17 protein-coding genes are annotated in these 18462 nt (G+C 35.3%); 13 read left to right on the forward strand and 4 right to left on the reverse strand.

Features of this window, described 5'->3' with window-relative positions:
- Positions 1–215 precede the first annotated feature (215 nt).
- The 3 genes from purT (at position 216) to EKL95_RS14540 (ending at position 2262) form a co-directional block, all read left to right on the forward strand.
- The gene (gene purT / locus EKL95_RS14530) at positions 216–1376 is read left to right on the forward strand and encodes a formate-dependent phosphoribosylglycinamide formyltransferase (protein ID WP_126564517.1); all 1161 of its coding nucleotides are present in this window, start codon (positions 216–218) and stop codon (positions 1374–1376) included.
- A 266-nt stretch (positions 1377–1642) separates the two neighbouring features.
- Complete coding sequence (locus EKL95_RS15255; protein WP_231507376.1) at positions 1643–1795, forward strand: hypothetical protein; 153 nt, start codon at positions 1643–1645, stop codon at positions 1793–1795.
- Between the two features lie 143 nt (positions 1796–1938).
- Complete coding sequence (locus EKL95_RS14540) at positions 1939–2262, forward strand: DUF6370 family protein (protein WP_126461666.1); 324 nt, start codon at positions 1939–1941, stop codon at positions 2260–2262.
- 38 nt (positions 2263–2300) lie between these two features.
- Here EKL95_RS14540 and EKL95_RS14545 read toward each other — a convergent pair whose 3' ends face one another.
- On the reverse strand, positions 2301–3944 hold the full coding sequence (locus EKL95_RS14545; protein ID WP_126564518.1) for a hypothetical protein: 1644 nt from the start codon (positions 3942–3944) through the stop codon (positions 2301–2303).
- Positions 3945–4118: 174 nt separating this feature from the next.
- Between EKL95_RS14545 and fabD the strand changes: the two genes are divergently transcribed.
- From fabD to EKL95_RS14580, 7 genes are all read left to right on the forward strand, one after another.
- Positions 4119–4994, forward strand: coding sequence for an ACP S-malonyltransferase (gene fabD, locus EKL95_RS14550; protein WP_126564519.1), 876 nt, complete (start codon positions 4119–4121; stop codon positions 4992–4994).
- Between the two features lie 117 nt (positions 4995–5111).
- Entirely contained in the window at positions 5112–5363 is a 252-nt protein-coding gene (locus tag EKL95_RS14555; protein ID WP_197037213.1) for a hypothetical protein, read from the forward strand.
- 516 nt (positions 5364–5879) lie between these two features.
- Positions 5880–6749 carry a chromate resistance protein ChrB domain-containing protein gene (locus tag EKL95_RS14560; RefSeq protein WP_126564520.1) on the forward strand — a complete coding sequence of 290 codons (870 nt, stop codon included), beginning with the start codon at positions 5880–5882 and terminating at the stop codon, positions 6747–6749.
- A 54-nt stretch (positions 6750–6803) separates the two neighbouring features.
- Entirely contained in the window at positions 6804–7079 is a 276-nt protein-coding gene (locus tag EKL95_RS14565) for a hypothetical protein (RefSeq protein ID WP_233589427.1), read from the forward strand.
- A gap of 220 nt (positions 7080–7299) precedes the next feature.
- Positions 7300–8067 carry a transposase gene (locus EKL95_RS14570; protein ID WP_199736858.1) on the forward strand — a complete coding sequence of 256 codons (768 nt, stop codon included), beginning with the start codon at positions 7300–7302 and terminating at the stop codon, positions 8065–8067.
- Between the two features lie 25 nt (positions 8068–8092).
- The gene (locus EKL95_RS14575; protein WP_233589429.1) at positions 8093–8329 is read left to right on the forward strand and encodes a hypothetical protein; all 237 of its coding nucleotides are present in this window, start codon (positions 8093–8095) and stop codon (positions 8327–8329) included.
- A 332-nt stretch (positions 8330–8661) separates the two neighbouring features.
- The gene (locus tag EKL95_RS14580; protein WP_126452624.1) at positions 8662–9390 is read left to right on the forward strand and encodes a superoxide dismutase; all 729 of its coding nucleotides are present in this window, start codon (positions 8662–8664) and stop codon (positions 9388–9390) included.
- Positions 9391–9758: 368 nt separating this feature from the next.
- On the opposite strand, the gene EKL95_RS14585 is transcribed toward EKL95_RS14580, so the two are convergent.
- Positions 9759–10514 carry an NUDIX hydrolase gene (locus EKL95_RS14585; protein ID WP_126461653.1) on the reverse strand — a complete coding sequence of 252 codons (756 nt, stop codon included), beginning with the start codon at positions 10512–10514 and terminating at the stop codon, positions 9759–9761.
- A 421-nt stretch (positions 10515–10935) separates the two neighbouring features.
- On the opposite strand from EKL95_RS14585, the gene EKL95_RS15080 reads away from it, so the two are divergent.
- Both EKL95_RS15080 and EKL95_RS15085 read left to right on the forward strand, forming a co-directional pair.
- Positions 10936–11139, forward strand: a complete 204-nt coding sequence (locus EKL95_RS15080; protein WP_199736860.1) for a hypothetical protein — start codon at positions 10936–10938, stop codon at positions 11137–11139.
- The gene (locus EKL95_RS15085) at positions 11124–11342 is read left to right on the forward strand and encodes a glycoside hydrolase family 3 N-terminal domain-containing protein (protein ID WP_233579290.1); all 219 of its coding nucleotides are present in this window, start codon (positions 11124–11126) and stop codon (positions 11340–11342) included. Before EKL95_RS15080 ends, EKL95_RS15085 begins: the two co-directional genes overlap by 16 nt.
- A gap of 31 nt (positions 11343–11373) precedes the next feature.
- On the opposite strand, the gene EKL95_RS14595 is transcribed toward EKL95_RS15085, so the two are convergent.
- Both EKL95_RS14595 and gldJ read right to left on the reverse strand, forming a co-directional pair.
- Positions 11374–12657, reverse strand: coding sequence for a UDP-N-acetylmuramoyl-tripeptide--D-alanyl-D-alanine ligase (locus tag EKL95_RS14595; RefSeq protein ID WP_126461650.1), 1284 nt, complete (start codon positions 12655–12657; stop codon positions 11374–11376).
- Positions 12658–12720: 63 nt separating this feature from the next.
- On the reverse strand, positions 12721–14409 hold the full coding sequence (gldJ, locus tag EKL95_RS14600) for a gliding motility lipoprotein GldJ (protein WP_126461647.1): 1689 nt from the start codon (positions 14407–14409) through the stop codon (positions 12721–12723).
- A 208-nt stretch (positions 14410–14617) separates the two neighbouring features.
- Between gldJ and porU the strand changes: the two genes are divergently transcribed.
- On the forward strand, positions 14618–18445 hold the full coding sequence (porU, locus tag EKL95_RS14605) for a type IX secretion system sortase PorU (RefSeq protein ID WP_126564521.1): 3828 nt from the start codon (positions 14618–14620) through the stop codon (positions 18443–18445).
- The last annotated feature ends 17 nt before the right edge of the window (positions 18446–18462 follow it).

Consider the following 18462-nt stretch of genomic DNA (forward strand, 5'->3'; position numbering starts at 1 on the left):
GAATTCGACCTTTAGTGCTTAAAAATCAAAAAGATGCAATATAAAATTCCTTAACTTAATGACATTGGGCGTGACCCAAGGACTCGGTTTTCCATTTCAATCTTTTTTATTACCTTCGCTATCGCTGCGGGAATACAAAGGATTTCCACTACTATCCCTCATGCAGTAAGGACAGCTCGCGAGATGTCCCTAGCTATACCTAACACAATAAAAACATGAAAATACTACTTCTCGGCTCAGGCGAATTAGGAAAAGAATTTACAATCGCTGCACAACGCATAGGGCAAATCGTAATTGCGGTGGACAGTTACGAAAATGCACCCGCCATGCAAGTTGCCCATGATTTTGAAGTCATCAATATGCTCGACGGAGAAGCCCTAGACCGCGTCGTCGCCAAACATAAACCTGATTTTATTGTTCCAGAAATAGAAGCTATCAGAACCGAGCGTTTTTATGACTATGAAAACCAAGGAATTACCGTAGTTCCTTCTGCGAAAGCGGCAAACTTCACGATGAACCGTAAAGCGATTCGAGATTTAGCATCTAAAGAATTAGGATTAAAAACCGCAAACTACCGCTACGCCACTACTGCCGAGGAATTACAAAAAGGCGTTGAAGCCGTTGGAATGCCGTGTGTCGTCAAACCATTAATGTCTTCGTCCGGAAAAGGACAATCCACCATAAAAACCGAAGCCGATATTGAAAAAGCATGGAAGTATGCCGTGGAAGGTTCCCGTGGCGATGTCGTAGAAGTGATTGTAGAAGCATTTGTCAAATTCAATTCGGAGATTACTTTATTAACGGTGGTACAAAACAATAATCCGACACTTTTTTGTGCGCCAATTGGCCATAGACAAGAACGTGGCGATTATCAGGAAAGCTGGCAACCCGCCAGAATTTCCGACAAGGATTTATACGAAGCGCAAGACATGGCCGAAAAAGTAACCCAAGCTTTGGGCGGCGCAGGACTTTTTGGAGTCGAATTTTTCTTGACTGACGATGGCGTTTATTTCTCGGAACTATCGCCTCGTCCGCATGATACCGGAATGGTAACATTAGCTGGAACACAAAACTTCAATGAATTTGAATTGCATTTACGCGCTATTTTAAGTTTGCCTATTTTTGAAATCACATTAGAAAAAGCGGGAGCCAGTGCAGTCATTTTAGCTTCGGAAAACTCTACAAACCCAACGTACTCCGGTATCGAAAAAATTGCGGCTTTACCTAAAACGGATTTCAGAATATTTGGTAAACCAACTTCAAGACCCTACCGCAGAATGGCAGTGGCTTTAGTAAGTGATACCGTAGAAACTCCAATTGAAGAAGTGGTAGAAAAAGCAAAAAATGCAGCAAGGTTGATTACCGTGCATTCGTAATTACATTTAATAAACTTCCAATATTATACCGAAAACAAGATGAAAAAAAAATTCGCTAAATCAGTGTTATCAGCGTTCCTTTTTATCATCTTGTGAATTATCACCTAACCATTCGAAAGTTCTTCTGGAACCTTTAAATACCTTTGATAAAAAAATACCGATGTCTAATTCTATCGTAGACATCCTGAATAATGATTACCCACACTGCCTTCAAGGGAAAGTTTTCAAAGAAAAAAAATATTTGCTTACACATAGGGTTTCCAAAAATGAATGAATATTGCCTCCATGGTCACAATAAATTCGAGAAAGAACCGGGTTATTTTCATGGTGCAATGTATGTTAATTATGGTCTGACGGTAGCACAAGGTATTGCCACATTTGGCCTTGCTCAATTCTTTTTTGCCGAAAGTTTTGATTGACGAATCATTCCAATTATTGCAGTTGTCATTATTGAAATGGCTTCTATTAATATTCCTCTTTCCAGATTAATATGAATTTACATGTTTAAAAATTATTCGATGTAAAAAACGAGTATCTTAGCTAAAGCAAAAAATAATCAATTATGAAAAAGTTATTATACTTAACCCTTTTGTTCGTTGTAACATTAGCAAGTGCTCAGGATAAAGATAAAAAAGAAGAACCAAAACCACAAATTGTTGAGGCTGCTTGTGGTCAATGCCAGTTTGGAATGGAAGGACACGGTTGTGAATTAGCCGTTCGTGTGGATGGAAAATCTTATTTTGTTGACGGTAGTTCAATCGATTCGCACGGAGATGCACACGCCAATGACGGTTTTTGTACAACAATACGAAAAGCCGAAATTGTTGGTAAAATTGTAGATAATCGGTTCAAAGTAACTTCTTTTAAATTACTGCCAAAAAAATAAAAAAAGGGCTAAAAGAAAATTCTTTAGCCCTTTTTTTATTACTTCGATTTCATACTCGCTTCCAAATTGATATTCTCAAAACTTGAAACATCAATAACTTCTTCCATGTCTACATCAAAAGAAATTTTCACACTGTCACCCACAATTGTTACTGGCAATTGATTGGATATTTGTGACGAACCCACAAAAATATTAGGGTAATCTTTCACCTTAAAATAATAAAAGCTATTCCCGTTTTTCACATCATTCTGAATTCGCGTTACTACTGATTTTACTGATTTTTTATTAGAAACACTATTTGGGTTTATTTTATTATCTGCCATATTATATACGTTTTTAAACGAAGTCAAGGTTTCCCGCATTGTATTGCCGACGCCCACAATCGTATAATCTGAAATGGCCACCATCGCAAACATTTTAACTAATCCGCCGTTATCTTTGAGCGTCATCGCATACGTGGGAATGTTATTGATATTATACGGAATAGGCAACGACGCTTTATATCCTTTCTCCTGAACTTTCCCTTGTGCCGAACTTTGAGCCGCATATTCCGTCGCGCCACTTTGTTTGTAAAAAGTAGTTTCTTTGGTTCTGGTATCTACCAATACAAAACCTACAGCAGATTCTTCTTTCCCGACCGAAGTTAATCCGGTGTACCAATAGGATTTATTGTCTTTTCCGTACACCAATGTCATTCCTTCTGTAATTTGCAGTTTATCCTGATTAGAAAAATTCCAATAGCCGTGAACATATTCACCCCAATCATTCAACTGATTTTCTATAAAATCCAAAGGCTGAATTCGATCCACCCATTTTGGCGTTTTAGCAATTGAATATTCATTTATAACTCCAGATTGTGCATCAACCACAATAACTCCCGTAGCTTCTTTTCCTAAAAAACCAATTTTTTTCACATATTTAGTGACAATCCAAAACGGATTTCCAGCATCATCAATTTCAAAACTAAAATCAGCCAGACCAACAGTAGCATTTCCATTAAAATAAACGTGTCTGTGAATGTCACTTTGGAAGTAAGCGCCTTGCTGGTATTTAATCTTAATGTTCTTCCCTCCTACACTCTGAACTAATTTCACATCACGTTCATTGGTTGCAGAAACCATAACATATCCCGCAGTTCCTCCTTGGTTGTTAAACCATTTTAAAAAACCTGAATGCAATAAAGGCGCAACCCAGTACAAGTTATTATTTACTTTCTGTATACAAAAATCACCTAATTCTACTTGGCTCCCCAAAGCGGGTTGCGAACCTAAAATTTTCTCTCCCAAAAGATGGGCTAGTTCCTCATCGACCACACGGATTTTATCAATTGAAATTGGAGCAATATGATTCGTAATTTTTTGTCCGTTTTTAACCTCGCCTATTAATTTTTGATACGAATCGCTTCGGAACATTTTTAGGCTGGTTATAAAAGGAAGCGCAACACAATACGCTAAAAGCAATCCTACCAAAACAAACAAAATCTTGTTAGGCTTGGAAACAATCTTGACTTGCTTTGTTTGCTGAGAAATAGTCAAACCAACCGAAAATAAGATCCCTATTACTAACAACAGTAATAAAATAAAAGCAAAACCAGTAAATCCATAATTGATTACCGGAAGGTTGCCATAAAACAATAAAAAACTAAAAAGGAGTAAGAAAGCTATTGATAAAATCTTTTTCATAAAACTAAGTTTTAAATATTAGTCTTTAATACTCCTAAATGTTACACTAATAAAAGTGTCAATTTTAAAGAAAACAATAACCCTATTTACAATACCGCAAAAAACAGTATTTTTGCATTCTGATTGGAATTCATTTTTCAGTCTTTAATTTTTTTCAATCTTTAAAATAAAAACATGAAAGCATACGTATTTCCAGGTCAAGGCGCGCAATTCACAGGAATGGGTAAAGACTTGTATGAAAATTCTGCTCTCGCAAAAGAATTATTCGAAAAAGCCAATGCAATTTTAGGTTTCCGCATCACAGACATCATGTTTGAAGGAACAGCCGAGGAATTGAAAGAAACCAAAGTGACACAACCAGCCGTTTTCCTGCATTCGGTGATTTTAGCAAAAACATTAGGAGAGGATTTCAAACCAGAAATGGTAGCGGGACATTCATTGGGTGAGTTTTCAGCTTTAGTAGCTAATGGTACTTTATCTTTTGAAGACGGCTTGAAACTGGTTTCTCAAAGAGCTTTAGCTATGCAAAAAGCCTGCGAAATAAAACCATCGACTATGGCGGCCGTTTTAGGATTGGCTGACAACATTGTAGAAGAAGTTTGTGCTTCGATTGACGGAATTGTAGTCCCTGCAAATTACAACTGCCCAGGACAATTAGTGATTTCAGGAGAAACATCAGCAGTGGAAAAAGCGTGTGAAGCGATGAAAGGCGCTGGTGCAAAACGTGCATTATTGTTGCCTGTTGGAGGTGCTTTTCACTCTCCAATGATGGAACCGGCTCGTGAACAACTGGCCGCAGCTATTGAAGCAACAACGTTCTCAACTCCTATTTGTCCGGTATATCAAAATACAACAGCCAGTGCAGTATCAGACCCCGCAGAAATTAAGAAAAACCTAATCATTCAATTGACAGCTCCGGTAAAGTGGACACAATCAGTACAGCAAATGATCCAAGACGGAGCAACCTCATTTACTGAGGTAGGCCCTGGAAAAGTATTAGCAGGATTGATCGGGAAAATTGACAGAGACGCTGTTACCGCTAATGTATAAAATAGTGGTAATTGGTGTCCAATAAACGAAATTTCCCCAAACTTATGTTTGTAGCGATTTTGTTTATCTTTATACGATGAATGTACTCAATTATCAATTTTTTAAAATGAAAATATAATGAAAAAAGCACTTTTAGGATTAGTATTTGTTGCCACTTTAATGACTTCTTGTAAAGAAGAAACAAAAGAGGAAGTGAAAGAAGCTAGAGAGGCCATTAGTAATGAAATGGAAGGAGCTATCGATACTGCAGCGGTAAAAGTTGATGCTGCCGCTGATTCTACCAGAATAAAAGCAGGAGAAATTCTTAAAAAAGGAGCTGACAAGATAAATCAGGCTGCTGAAAAACTGAAGGAATCCGGAAAAGAATAATTCAAAAACAAGGCTGCCCAGAAAGTAATTCCCAGACAGCCTTGTTTCTAAATTGAGTATACAACCCGTCATCGAGTGGCATACTGTAAATTAATAAAGAGGTACAACGTTAAATCTTGGAAAACCGGGTTAAAATTCAAGAATTAATTTCAAATAAAAATAAGCTCAAATGGTTCATAACATTACGATTCTACCCGAAGTTATCGGGAGTTCAAATCCTCTATCGCGCACAAAATTCAAATAACCAAGTCATTTAATTTTAGAGGTTAGTTTGGTTATACAATTGATAACCCCTAAATTTATTAAGATTATTGATTCGAATATCCTAAAGTCATATTAAAGAGACTGATATTTATTTGTTTTATCTTTTTTTGTATAAAGATCCATTGTCGAAATAATCAATCTCTAATCTTAGCTCTTGAACAATTGATTCGTAAGTGTTTTTTTGAAACCTAGATAAATAAATGTAGATTAGCTTACTATTTAAGGAGCAAAATTTCCTTTATATTATTTCAAATGAAATGGATTACTAGAGAACGCCCTAAAATTGATAGAATAGCCAGTCCTTGGTTGATCAAAACTTTTATAGACAAAAACGCTGAATTTATTTATGTCCCATTCAGTGATGTTTTGAATAAAGCAAAAGAATTTGATGCCATTCCTTTTGATATTCCTAATGTAGAATACACACATTATGAAGAAAAAAGCACCTTTGATTATATTGTAAAAAAATATAAAATTAAAGACCCAGCTATTTTAATTATAGCTGATATTGTACGAGGAGCAGACACAGATAGACACGATATTGCAAAAGAATCAGCGGGACTTTTGGCAATTTCAGCGGGACTTTCTTATAATATTACAGATGATTATAAGTTATTAGAAACAGGAATGGTTATTTATGATGGGCTATACAGTTGGGCAACACATTTGTACAAACAGAATCATTTGCAGAATAGTCCTTTTGAAAACCTGCTGCACGAAGTGTACAATAAATTTTTAAAGGAAAAGAAAAAAAACAAAAAGAAAGCTCCAGCTTGGGTCAAAGATTTGAAAAAAATTATTCAGGATCAAATAGACAATCAATTTACTTTTGACCTAAAAAAAATTTCTAGTGACTTGGAGATTAACCCTTCTTATTTATCAAGAGAATTTTCAAAATATTTTGGAGACCTCAATTTTGGAGACTATGTTAGAAAATTACGAATTGAAAAAGCAATCTTCCTTATTCAGAATTCAACGTACTCTCTTACTGAAATAGCTTATATGACCGGCTTTTCAGACCAAAGTCATTTTACGAGGATATTCAAAATACATACAGGGAAAAACCCTTCTTCCTACCGAAAAAAAAAGCAAAAAAGTAATTCAAATACAAAAAGTAAATAGCATTCTATTTATTCCTATTTCTCCTCTGTAGTTTTGTAAAAAATACAAACTATTATGATTTTTTTCAAATATTTTCTTCTTGTTGCTATATTAGTATTTTCTATACCTGCAATTGGGCAAACAACTTATCCGAAAATTACGGGATATTTTGGGATATTGCATCCCATTGTAACGGTAAGTCCGGATGGAACTAATATCAATTTTAGAGATTATTATGCTCTGGGTTTCCCAACTGGAATCAATATTTGGAAAAGTCCAAAAATTGGGTTCTCATTTGAAATTGTACCCAATATAAGAGCAGAAAACGGAATTATGCGAATCAAGGGTTAAAAAAGAAAGAAATATCTGTTTAAAAATTAGATTAATAAGCTGATAATCAGTATATTTATAGTGTATCTAACGCACATTTAAATATATGATTAATCAGCCTAAAGCCCTAAAATTAATAAAAATCTACTCAATAATCTGCGACAGATTTGAAAAAGATTTAAAATATACTTGCTAACGTTTTAGCAACAACGATAAGCAAGATTTAACAGACCAAGAAATTATGACCATTTATCTATTCGCAGTTCAAGAAAAACAAAGCTTTAGCATCAAACAGATTCACAAATATGCTTGTGATTATTTGATTGATTGGTTTCCAAAACTCGGTTCATATACTGCTTTTTCTAATCGGCTTAACCAATTGTCGGAAGCTTTTAGACGTTTTACATCTTCGTTGTTTGAAGATTTTATACCCTCTGACTGTTTTGCTGATCAAAGTTTACTGGATTCAATGCCTATAATCACTTGTTCTGGAAAGCGTAATGCAAAAGTAGCTAAAGAACTGACCGACAAAGGATATTGCTCTACTAAAAGCTTGTATTATTATGGTGTGAAATTACACGCATTGGCTTTTAGACGTTTAGATAAAATCCCTTTTCCTGAGGAAATTCAAATAACTCCTGCCTCAGTAAATGATTTAACTGTATTCAAAGAAGCTTGGTCTGAGAAAACTAACAGGAATTTTTTTGGAGATAAAATATACAATAATCTAGATTTTTTTACTGAATTAGAGCAAAAGAAAAATTCGATTATGATGACTCCAATCAAACGAATTAAAGGGCAATGTCAAGAAATCAAAAATAGAGATAAAGCTGCAAATGATTTGTTTTCGACAGCAGTATCAAGAGTTAGACAACCTATAGAAGCATTTTTTAGTTGGCTAATTCAAAGAACAGATATTCAAAGAGCTAGTAAAGTGAGGTCTGCCAAAGGACGGTTGATTCATATCTTCGGCAAAATCGCTTCCGCTTTTATAAACTTAACATTTTAACCCTTGATTCGCATGAATTAGTAAAGTGAATAGTTTATTATTTCATCCTGGCGTATTAGTAGCACTAGGAAACGGATACACCTTTGCAGGCAGAGCAGCATTTGAGACTAGTGGTAGGTATGGCATAACTCCAGTATTCAACAAAACGATAATAAAAAACACCAATAGCAGTTATTATATTGCCATTCCATTGCCAGTGCGGTTTGGTAATGATCACCCTACCACTTTTACTGTAGGTTTCCAATTTGGCATCGCCTTTTAAAGCTACTTAATTTATGAAAGAAAACACAATATATATGTTAAAAGTGTCAACTGTTTGTTTTCTAAAAATTAAGTCATTCAGGTTTCGCTAGTCCAGTGCTACTAGTCAATTAAGTACCCCCGAGATTTAGTCAAAGAAAATAGGCTTTCGAAAAAATAAATTTAGAGTCATTTAAAAAAAAGGCACAGCATAATATAACGAACATAACGACGACAATACATGCCGTTTTATCAATATTTGCAAGATCTACATTAAGGAAACACAAGAACGAACCTCATTTTGATTTCCGCAATAATAGGACTAATTTTAAAAATAATTTAAACGCTAAAAAAATGAACAGAAAAGATTTCTTAAAATCGAGTAGCTTGTTTGGAGCAGCAGCATTAGTGCTTCCGACTACAAACACGTTTGCTAAAAATTTAGCAGACAATTCCATTGATAAATTGGTAGATGCCAATGGTAATTATATTCAACAAACGTTGCCTTACAGCGAAAGTTTTTTGGAACCCTACATGGATGCCGAAACCTTGCACCTGCATTATACTTTTCATCACGGTGGCGCAGTAAAGGGTGCTAACAAAGATTTACAAATGATAAAGAAAGCATTGGATGAAAACAATTTGGAAACTGTTGATTTTTGGACAAAAAAGCTCTCCCATCATTTTTCATCTCACATTTTACATTCTATATTTTGGACTAATCTTACCAATAAAAACACATCACCCCAAGGTAATTTGCTAAAACGAATAGAAAAAAGTTTTGGTAGTTTCGATAGATTGAAAGTTCTAATTGCTGCCACCTCAAAAAATGTTGACGGCAACGGTTGGGGAATTCTTGCGTATCAACCTTACAGCGATAGCCTGGTAATTTTACAATGCGAAAACCACGAAAAACTTACGCAGTGGGGAGCCATTCCGATATTGGTTATTGATGTTTGGGAACACGCCTATTATTTAAAATACAAAAATAAACGAACCGATTTCGTAGATGCTTTATTCAATATAATCAATTGGGACAATGTGGCGATGAGATTGAACGATGCAGAAAATCTGATGAAATAAAATAGTAATAAAAACCAACTAAGTAACAACCATTGTATAATATCGTATTTTAAAATTAGATGAAATAACCCAACAGATTGATTTTAAACTACTGTTGACTACTTTTGACTTTATGACGTTTAAACTTTCGACTTACTTATCCTATACGTTTGGATACTCGGTTTAAAATAAGTAGAAGTCTTTTAGAAAGATGAAAAAAATATTTTCCTGCCAGTAACCCTTCAAAAAAGAATGGTTAATTAAAATCGAATTAAATTATAAATTGTTATTTCTTCAAATCCTGCATAAAATGGTTAGAAAACAGTTCCTAATCGCCCACAAAAAACTTCATTATTTCTAATGAAGTTTTTTTATGCCTTTTCTTTAATTTACCACCCCTGCGTCAACCCGTTTTTAACAACCTCTTCGTATTTTTCTTTATCAAAACGGTATAAATTAGGGGCTTTGTGGGCTACATTACTTTTCTTCTCGTCCAGCTTATTTAATATCCCAATTGCCATTATCTTACGTAAAAAATTTCTACGGTCGAGTTTTCTGCCTAAGATGGTTTCATATAATTTCTGCAACTCAGGAATCGTGAATTTTTCGGGTAATAAATTATAGCCTACCGGCATTAAATTCAATTCCATGCGGAGTGTTTCTAATGCTTTATCTAAAATTTCCTTGTGATCTAAAACTAATTCCGGCACCGCATTATGGTCAATCCATTCCACCGTTTCATTGTTACCCTCGGGTTGCGGAATCGTTTTTAAAAAATCAACCAAGGCATAATACCCAACGGTTACAAAACGACTGGCAAACCATTTGCCTTCCGCTAAAGGTATTCCGTAAAAATCTAAAACAGTATTACTGACATCAACATTACACCTTCTGGCTGCTCCAAAAGTTGAAAATTGTCTCAGAAAAATCCCCCTTAGTCCCGTTCTACTATTCAAAACAGTGACAGCAGCCTGATCAATATCCTCATTTATAGGCACAAAACCACCGGGCAAAGCCCATTTATCACTGTACTTTGTTTTTATCAATAACACTTTTAGCTGATTGTCATGAAATCCAAAAATCACACAATCTATTGATAAACCGGGCTGATAGTTTTCCTTATTGTCTAAAATATTTTTTAACATGTACTTATTTTCTGATAATTAAAATATAATTTATTAGTGTTGCAATTTAGCTCATTTTTATAAGAAAATTAAAGAACATCACTTTTTCAAAACTCTCAATGCAGTGTTTTTCTATTGAAAAGAAAAAACACTGCAATAATAGTACAAATCGATTGTGTAAAAACACATCTGTACTAAAAATAGTCTAAAAAAATTATACAAAATGCATTACGAATCAAATAAATATGCGCAATGCGTCAAAATAATAAATTTAATTAACGAACTCAATAATTCAAAAACAACCCAGTAAAAGACGAAAAAAAAATGTTTTTATTACTTTTTGGACTGATATCAATCTCCCAATCGCATGCTCAAGATGTAGATTATCGAGCTAAGGCAAAAAAACTAGTAGCTCAAATGAGTTTAGAAGAAAAGCTTTTTTATGTTCCGGCGAAACCGATTAGTCCACAAAAGCTGTTCAATACTGGATATTCCTACTATTTTTATGACGGATGGACCGTTTGGTTTGCGTAAAGCAGAAGGTTTCGACTTTACTAATAGTGTCCCTTCCATTGTTTTCCGACTGCATCGGCACTTGCTTCGTCCTGGAATCCAGCATTGGTACAAAAAATGGGTGAAACCCTAGAAATCGAATCTCAGACTAACGATCTTCAAATAGTATTAGACCCCGGAGTAAATATGAAGCGATCGCCTCTTCTCGGAAGAAACTTCGAATATTTTTCTGAAGATCCAGTTTTAGCCGGAAAAGTTGCTGTTAGTTTTATCAATGGTCTTCAAAGTCAAGGCGTGGGAACTTCCATGAAAAATGCCATCATAACTTTAATATGATGGCATTTTTATTAAAAAAAATATTTTTTAATTACAAAAAATCTAACGTTCGTTCCAATGCCATTCCTCTCGATCCTTTTATCAAAATAGTACTATTGTTGAATGTTATCATTGGTAAATCATTAGAAAATTCCTCAAATGTACTATAGAACCAAAAGTTACTTTTCTCCTGTTTATTGGTATAAAATGCTGCACCTATAAAATAACATTTCACTTTATCTTCGTTCAAAAGAAGGTCAACTATTGCTTTATGTTCTTGCTGACTTTCCTGTCCCAACTCAAACATATCGCCCAAAATCATAACCTTATTTAAATCCTCTAACTGTAGAAAATTCTCAATAGCTACAGCCATACTGCTCGGATTTGCATTATAGGCATCTAGAATTACTTGATTAGTTCCTTTTGTCAACAACTGTGATCTGTTGTTTTCAGGTACATAGCTTTCTAAAGCTTCTTTTATTGCGATATCATCGATACTAAAATACTTACCAATAGTGAGCGCTGCATTGATGTTATTGGCATTATACAACCCAATTAGGTGGGATTTTATTTCCAATCCGAAATAACATATTTCTACAAAAGGATTTGCCTTAATCGAAGTAATATTAACATCCGCATTTGTTTTATTTATACCAAAAGTAAATGAGTGTAACCTTTTTGATTTTTCAACTTGAATTGTATCTTCCAAATTAACAAAAGCAAGCTTGTCTTTTTTTGAAAGGTATTGATACATTTCGCTTTTGCCTTCAATAACGCCCTCTACACCACCAAAACCTTCTAAATGGGCTTTGCCAAAATTAGTGATATACCCATAATCCGGTGTTGCTAATTCACATAGAAATTCAATTTCTTTTTTGTGATTTGCTCCCATTTCAACTATTCCTATTTCAGTTTCTGAAGTAAAAGAAAGCAATGTCAATGGAACCCCAATATGGTTGTTTAAATTGCCAACGGTTGCTTTGGTTTTAAATTTTTTCGAAAGTACAACCTGAATAAGTTCCTTAGTGGTTGTTTTTCCATTACTTCCCGTAAGCGCAATTATAGGTAATTTTAAATATTCACGATGGTATTTTGCTAATTCCTGCAGCGCGACCAGACTATCTTCAACTAAGATAGTCCTTTGATCAATAAAATAAGATTCATCATCAATTATAACATACGCAGCTGCTTTTTCTAATGCTTCTTTTGCAAAAGTGTTAGCATCAAAACGCTCTCCTTTTATGGCAACAAATAAGGAGTTTGGCTCAATCTTGCGGGTGTCAATTGAAACTGAGTTGCATTGCAAAAACAAACTATGAATGTAATTAATATCCATTTGAAACGATTTAAAAAAACAAAAGCCCTAATCAAAGGGCTTTTGTTTGTATTTATATAAAAATTAATTTCTGGCTGATCTTTTTTTATCTGCTTTTGCTCCTACTCTAGACATCGCACATCTAAAGCCAATGTAATCTGTGGCCATGTCCTGAGGAAAATACCTTCTTTGAGCCGGATCTAACCAATAGGCTCTATCCCTCCAGGATCCTCCTTTGTAAACTCTGACATTGTCATTTATCAAAGTTGTTCTTTTGCTTGATTTATCATATTTCCTAACCATGTTCCCTAAACTGTCCGTAGTCACATTGTGTATTGGGGAGTTATACATGTTTTTTTCTTCTTTCGTTTTCTCGTCATCTGATTCTGAATCTCCAAAATTATAATATCTAGTAGATTGTTTATCTCCATCTCTGTAGTTAATATTATCACTTTTATTAAAATTTTGTCTCAGATAAGTCTCTTGTTCGTCAACGGGTACCTGAGCGATTTGACCTGGAAAGTTTCTGGCAATGATTCTTCCGTTGCTTAAAGTGTCAAATTTCATATTGTCTTTAGTGACAATTTCTACTTTGCCATCTTCACCAATTTTATTTTTAGTGTATTGATTCCCTCTGAAATAATTAAAGTCATTTGCTTCATTATCGATAATAGGTCGGTAAACATCTTGAACCCATTCAGCTACGTTTCCGGCCATATCGTACAATCCAAAATCATTTGCAGGGTATTTTTTTACTTCATTTGTAATATCAGCCCCATCATCAGACCAACCTGCGATTCCACCGTAATCACCATTTCCTTGCTTAAAATTAGCCAATTGATCCCCTTTACTTTGTCTTTTGCCGGAACGCGTGTACCCGCCTGACCAAGGATATTTTTTTTGCCCTTTGTATATGTTATATTCTCTTTGTCCCACATCGGCTGCAGCTGCATATTCCCATTCCGCCTCTGTAGGAAGCCTGTATTCCGGAAGAAGAATTCCGGAAGAACGCTGCGCATAAACATTCTTTGGTTCTACAACCGTCCCGTTTTTTCCAGCTTTAGGAGTTTTTCTGGCTCCTTTTCTTCCTTTTAACACAATATCTTCATTTCCTCCATAAGCCAAGGTCGGTGAATTTAAATAGGTTTCAGTATCAAAATTGCTGTCTGCAGTCACATCTAGTGTTTTTGCATTCTTTTTAAGGTATCCGTTTTTTTCCAGAAGCGCTTCATTTACACGTTGGGTTCTCCAATTGCTAAATTCGACTGCTTGAATCCAATTTACACCTACTACAGGATATTCTGCATAAGAAGGGTGTCTTAAGTAATTATTGGTCATTGTTTCATTATAGCCCAATCGATTTCTCCAAACTAAAGTGTCTGGCGAGGCACCTTCATATATATTTTTATAATTTTCTTCCGTTGGTGGATACACATTTTTCAACCAGTCTAAATAATCCAAATACATTGAATTCGTTACCTCCGTTTCATCCATATAAAAAGATTGAACATGTTGTTGTGTTGGGGTGTTATTCCAGTCATGCATAACATCATCCTGCACTTTACCCATGGTAAATGTACCTCCTTCCACAAAAACCAATCCCGGACCTGCTACTTGTTTCTTATTATTTGAACCTGCCTTTTTACTGTCCATATTCCAACCAGTCGCTCTTGAAGTATTCTTTGAGCTAGATTTTTTACTGCAACTGGAAAAACCAATAATAAACAGGATTGATATTAACAATCGTAAGCTCATAATTCTGTTTGCTTTCATACTCTTTAGTGGGTAATAATTTTAGTGGCGCAATATAATAATTATCAATTAATCAACATCGATCTTTCTTACTATTTTCAAAAAACCAATTTTAACAACAAATTATATATACGAACGCAAATTTATAATATTTATTATTTACTATAACATGAAATGATTTATTTTTACTGATTAATAATAACTGTCTATTAATCCCGTTAAAAAAATAATGAGAAAAATTATTTTGGCTTATTTAGTCCTATTTCCGTTCATTTCTTTTGCCCAAATCAAAGGCGATGCAACCATCGATTGGTTAGAAAAAAAAGAAATGTCCTATGGTGATTTCAAAGTTACGATCCCTTTTTTTTTAGGAAATAGTTTCCATTATAATGCTACTGCCAAAACGCTCCTTTTTACTTTAAAAATAAATGAACCAGTCTCTTTTGACGAAGGGAAAATTCAAGTTACAAATATAATTTACGAATCGATTACTGCTGCTGAACTCGGAGATTTAGATATTGAAAACCTTCCTAAAACAGTAAGTTCGTCTTTGCAAATACGTAATTCCAGAGAACTAAAGAATGCCTTTATTGAGCTTACACCAATAATTAAAGATAATTTCGGATTCAAACGAATCAAATCCTTTTCGTATGAAATAGAGCGTAATACTTCTAGAATTTCACCCTCCGAAAAAACGTTTAATGGCATTTCTAATTCGGTTTTATCGAGCGGTACTTGGTTTCGATTTTATATTGAAAAATCGGGCGTGTATAAAATCTCTAAAAGCTTTCTGCAACAACTCGGACTTGATGTTACCGCTGACCCCCGAAAAATAAAAATATACGGCAATGGTGGACGAATGGCACCACTGTCCAACAACATTTACTATCCAAATGACTTGATCGAAAATGCAATTCAAATAAATGGCGAGGGGGACGGCATTTTCAACAATGAAGATTACATCCTTTTTTATGGTGAAGGCGTTGATACTTGGAATGAGGAAAGCAAAACACACCTTAACTTATATGACACAAAATCGTATTACTACATTACAACGCAAGGTGCTGACGGGAAAAGAATGGCTCCTTTAAGTCAACCTGCCGGAAACAGCACGTTGACTTTAACCTCCTTTGATGATCACCAACACCATGAAGTAGATCTGGCAAACATTGCCCGATTGGGCCGTCAATGGCTTGGTGAATCATTTGAGGTTAAAAACGAACAGGAATTTGACTTTACCTTTCCTAATTTTGACACCACATCACCCGTTAAAATCATGCTGACAGCAGCCTCAGCCGCCTTTACACCTACTTCATTTACTGTGACTGCAAACGGAATTTCAGTTGGAAACATCTCGTTTCCTGCGCTGAATAAAAATTCAGAAACGGAATTTGTTTTGGGGTTTTTACCCCTTAACGCCTCATTCAATGGAGCCGAAACGATCAAAATAAAGCTCAAATACAACAACAATGGTGTTCCGGGCTCTAAAGGCTTTCTGGATAATATTAGGCTAATTGCCAAGAGAAAACTTCAAGGATACGGAAAACAGTTTCATTTTCAATACGATCAATCCGGCGCAAAGACCGGAATTGTCAATTATCTTATTTCAAATGCAGCGGGAATCTCTCAAATATGGGATGTTACGGATAGCTACAACACAACTAAAATCGAAAATGTAGATCAAAATACAGTCAATTTTAAAGCAGGTTTGGGAGAACCCAGAAAGTACATTGCAGTAGAGGCCTTGGATTATTATACTCCTTTAAAAGAAAGCAGATCAACGGTCCAGAATCAAAACCTAAAAGGAACCTTATTCAAAAATAGTCTGGGTCAATTTCAAGATATCGATTATGTAATTATTTCGCCTTCATTTTTAGTTTCTCAAGCTGAAAAACTAGCCGGTTTTCATCGCAATTATTCTAATTTGAATGTAAAAGTAATCCCTTTAGAATCGATATATCAAGAATTTTCTTCGGGCAAACAGGATGTCGCTGCTATAAGAAACTGCATTAAATACATCTATAAAAATGCTTCAACACCACAAAAAAGAATACAATTCATTAACCTTTTTGGCGATGCTTCCTACGATTTCAAAAACAGAATCATCAACAATACCAATGTTGTCCCTATTTATCACTCTTTAAATAGCAATACATCGGGAGAATCCTCTTTTGCCTCTGATGATTTTTTTGGACTAATGGATCCTTCAGAAGGAAATGTTATTTCCTATTTTGGGGGAATCGATATTGCAGTAGGCCGAATGCTGGTGAACGACTCCAAACAGGCGGATGAAATGGTGAATAAAGTGATTGAATATCACGACCTAAAATCCTACGGAAGCTGGAGGAATAACTTTGTACTCGTTTCTGATGATTCCGATATTGCTTCCGATGCCACTTTGCAAAAAAGACAAAATACGCTTGCAAATACCATTGCTACCGAAAAACCTTTTTTGAATGTCAATAAAATCCTCTTGGATTCCTACATTCAGGAAGCCGCTGCAGGAGGATCCAGATACCCTAAAGCACGAGCCGATTTCTTTAATGCTTTCGAAAAAGGCGCTTTAGTATTTAATTATTTAGGTCATGGTGGCGAAGACGGTTTATCAAGCGAGCGGATTTGGGAAAAATCAGACGGACAAAATTTAAGCAATCAATTCAAATATCCATTATTCATCACTATTACCTGTGAATTTTCCCGCTTTGACAATCCCTTTAGACCTACAGCTGGGGAATATACGTACTGGAACCCAAAAGGCGGGGCAATAGCCATGATTACAACGATTCGTTCCATTGGTCAGTTTAGTGCCGAAAACTTTAATGATGTTTTTACTAAAAATTTATTATCATACGGCTCAAACCAATATTTATCTATTGCAGAAGCACTGAGAATTTCGAAAAACAGCAATCCCAATTCAGCGACCAATGTCGTCTTTTACATTGGCGACCCTGCATTAATGCTCGCTGTCCCCAGACCAAAAATTAGATTAACAAAAGTGAATGACATAGCCGTTACCCAAAGTATTGAGGACTTCAAATCACTCTCTAAAATCAAGTTGACCGGAGAGATTACGGATGAGAACAACAATCCTTTGACCAACTATAATGGTGAAGTTTCCACTACTATTTTTGACAAAACCATTTCAAGAGCAACCTATAATAATGACGGAAATAGTCCAGTCATGAATTTTAATGTTTTAGGAGAAACCATATTCCGGGGAAATGCATCGGTTACAAACGGTGAATTTGAATTTAGCTTTGTTGTACCCCGAGACATCAGAATCCCTTTGGCAAACGGAAGAATTAGCTTTTATGCCAAAAAAAATGAAGTATTACAAAACGAAACCGGATATGATGCTACCATAAAAATAGGCGGAATAAACGAAAATGCCGCAACAGACAATATTAGCCCAACAGTGAAGTTATACATGAATGACGAGACTTTTGTTTCTGGCGGAATAACAAATGAATCCCCGTTTCTTGTTGCGTTACTTGAAGATGAAAACGGCATAAATACAGCCAGCGGAATAGGCCATGATATTGTTGCCATTTTAGATGGCGATGTAAGCAATCCCTTTGTATTAAATGACTATTATCAAACAAAACTGGATGATTTCACCAGTGGAACGCTTCGGTTTCCGTTGCGCAATTTAGCTCCCGGGTTGCATACAATCGCATTCAAAGCTTGGGATGTGTACAACAATCCCGTAACCACAGAAATTCAGTTTATTGTAGTGGGTGATGATGCCATAACATTGACACATGTGCTAAATTACCCCAATCCATTTGTCAGCTATACGGAGTTTTGGTTTACGCACAACAGACCATTTGAACCATTAGACGTTCAGGTTCAAGTAATGACAATAACAGGGAAAATAGTTTGGACAAGGAATCAAATCGTCACGACAGACGGTTTTTTATCCAAAGAAATCACTTGGGACGGCAAAGATGATTTTGGAGACCGAATAGGAAAGGGCGTCTATATCTATAAACTCACTGTAAAATCAAGCCTAACCAACAAGAAATCCGAAAAATATGAGAAACTTGTAATCCTTTAATTAAATACTATATTTGT

The organism is Flavobacterium sp. LB2P53, assembly GCF_003970305.1.
Lineage (GTDB): Bacteria > Bacteroidota > Bacteroidia > Flavobacteriales > Flavobacteriaceae > Flavobacterium.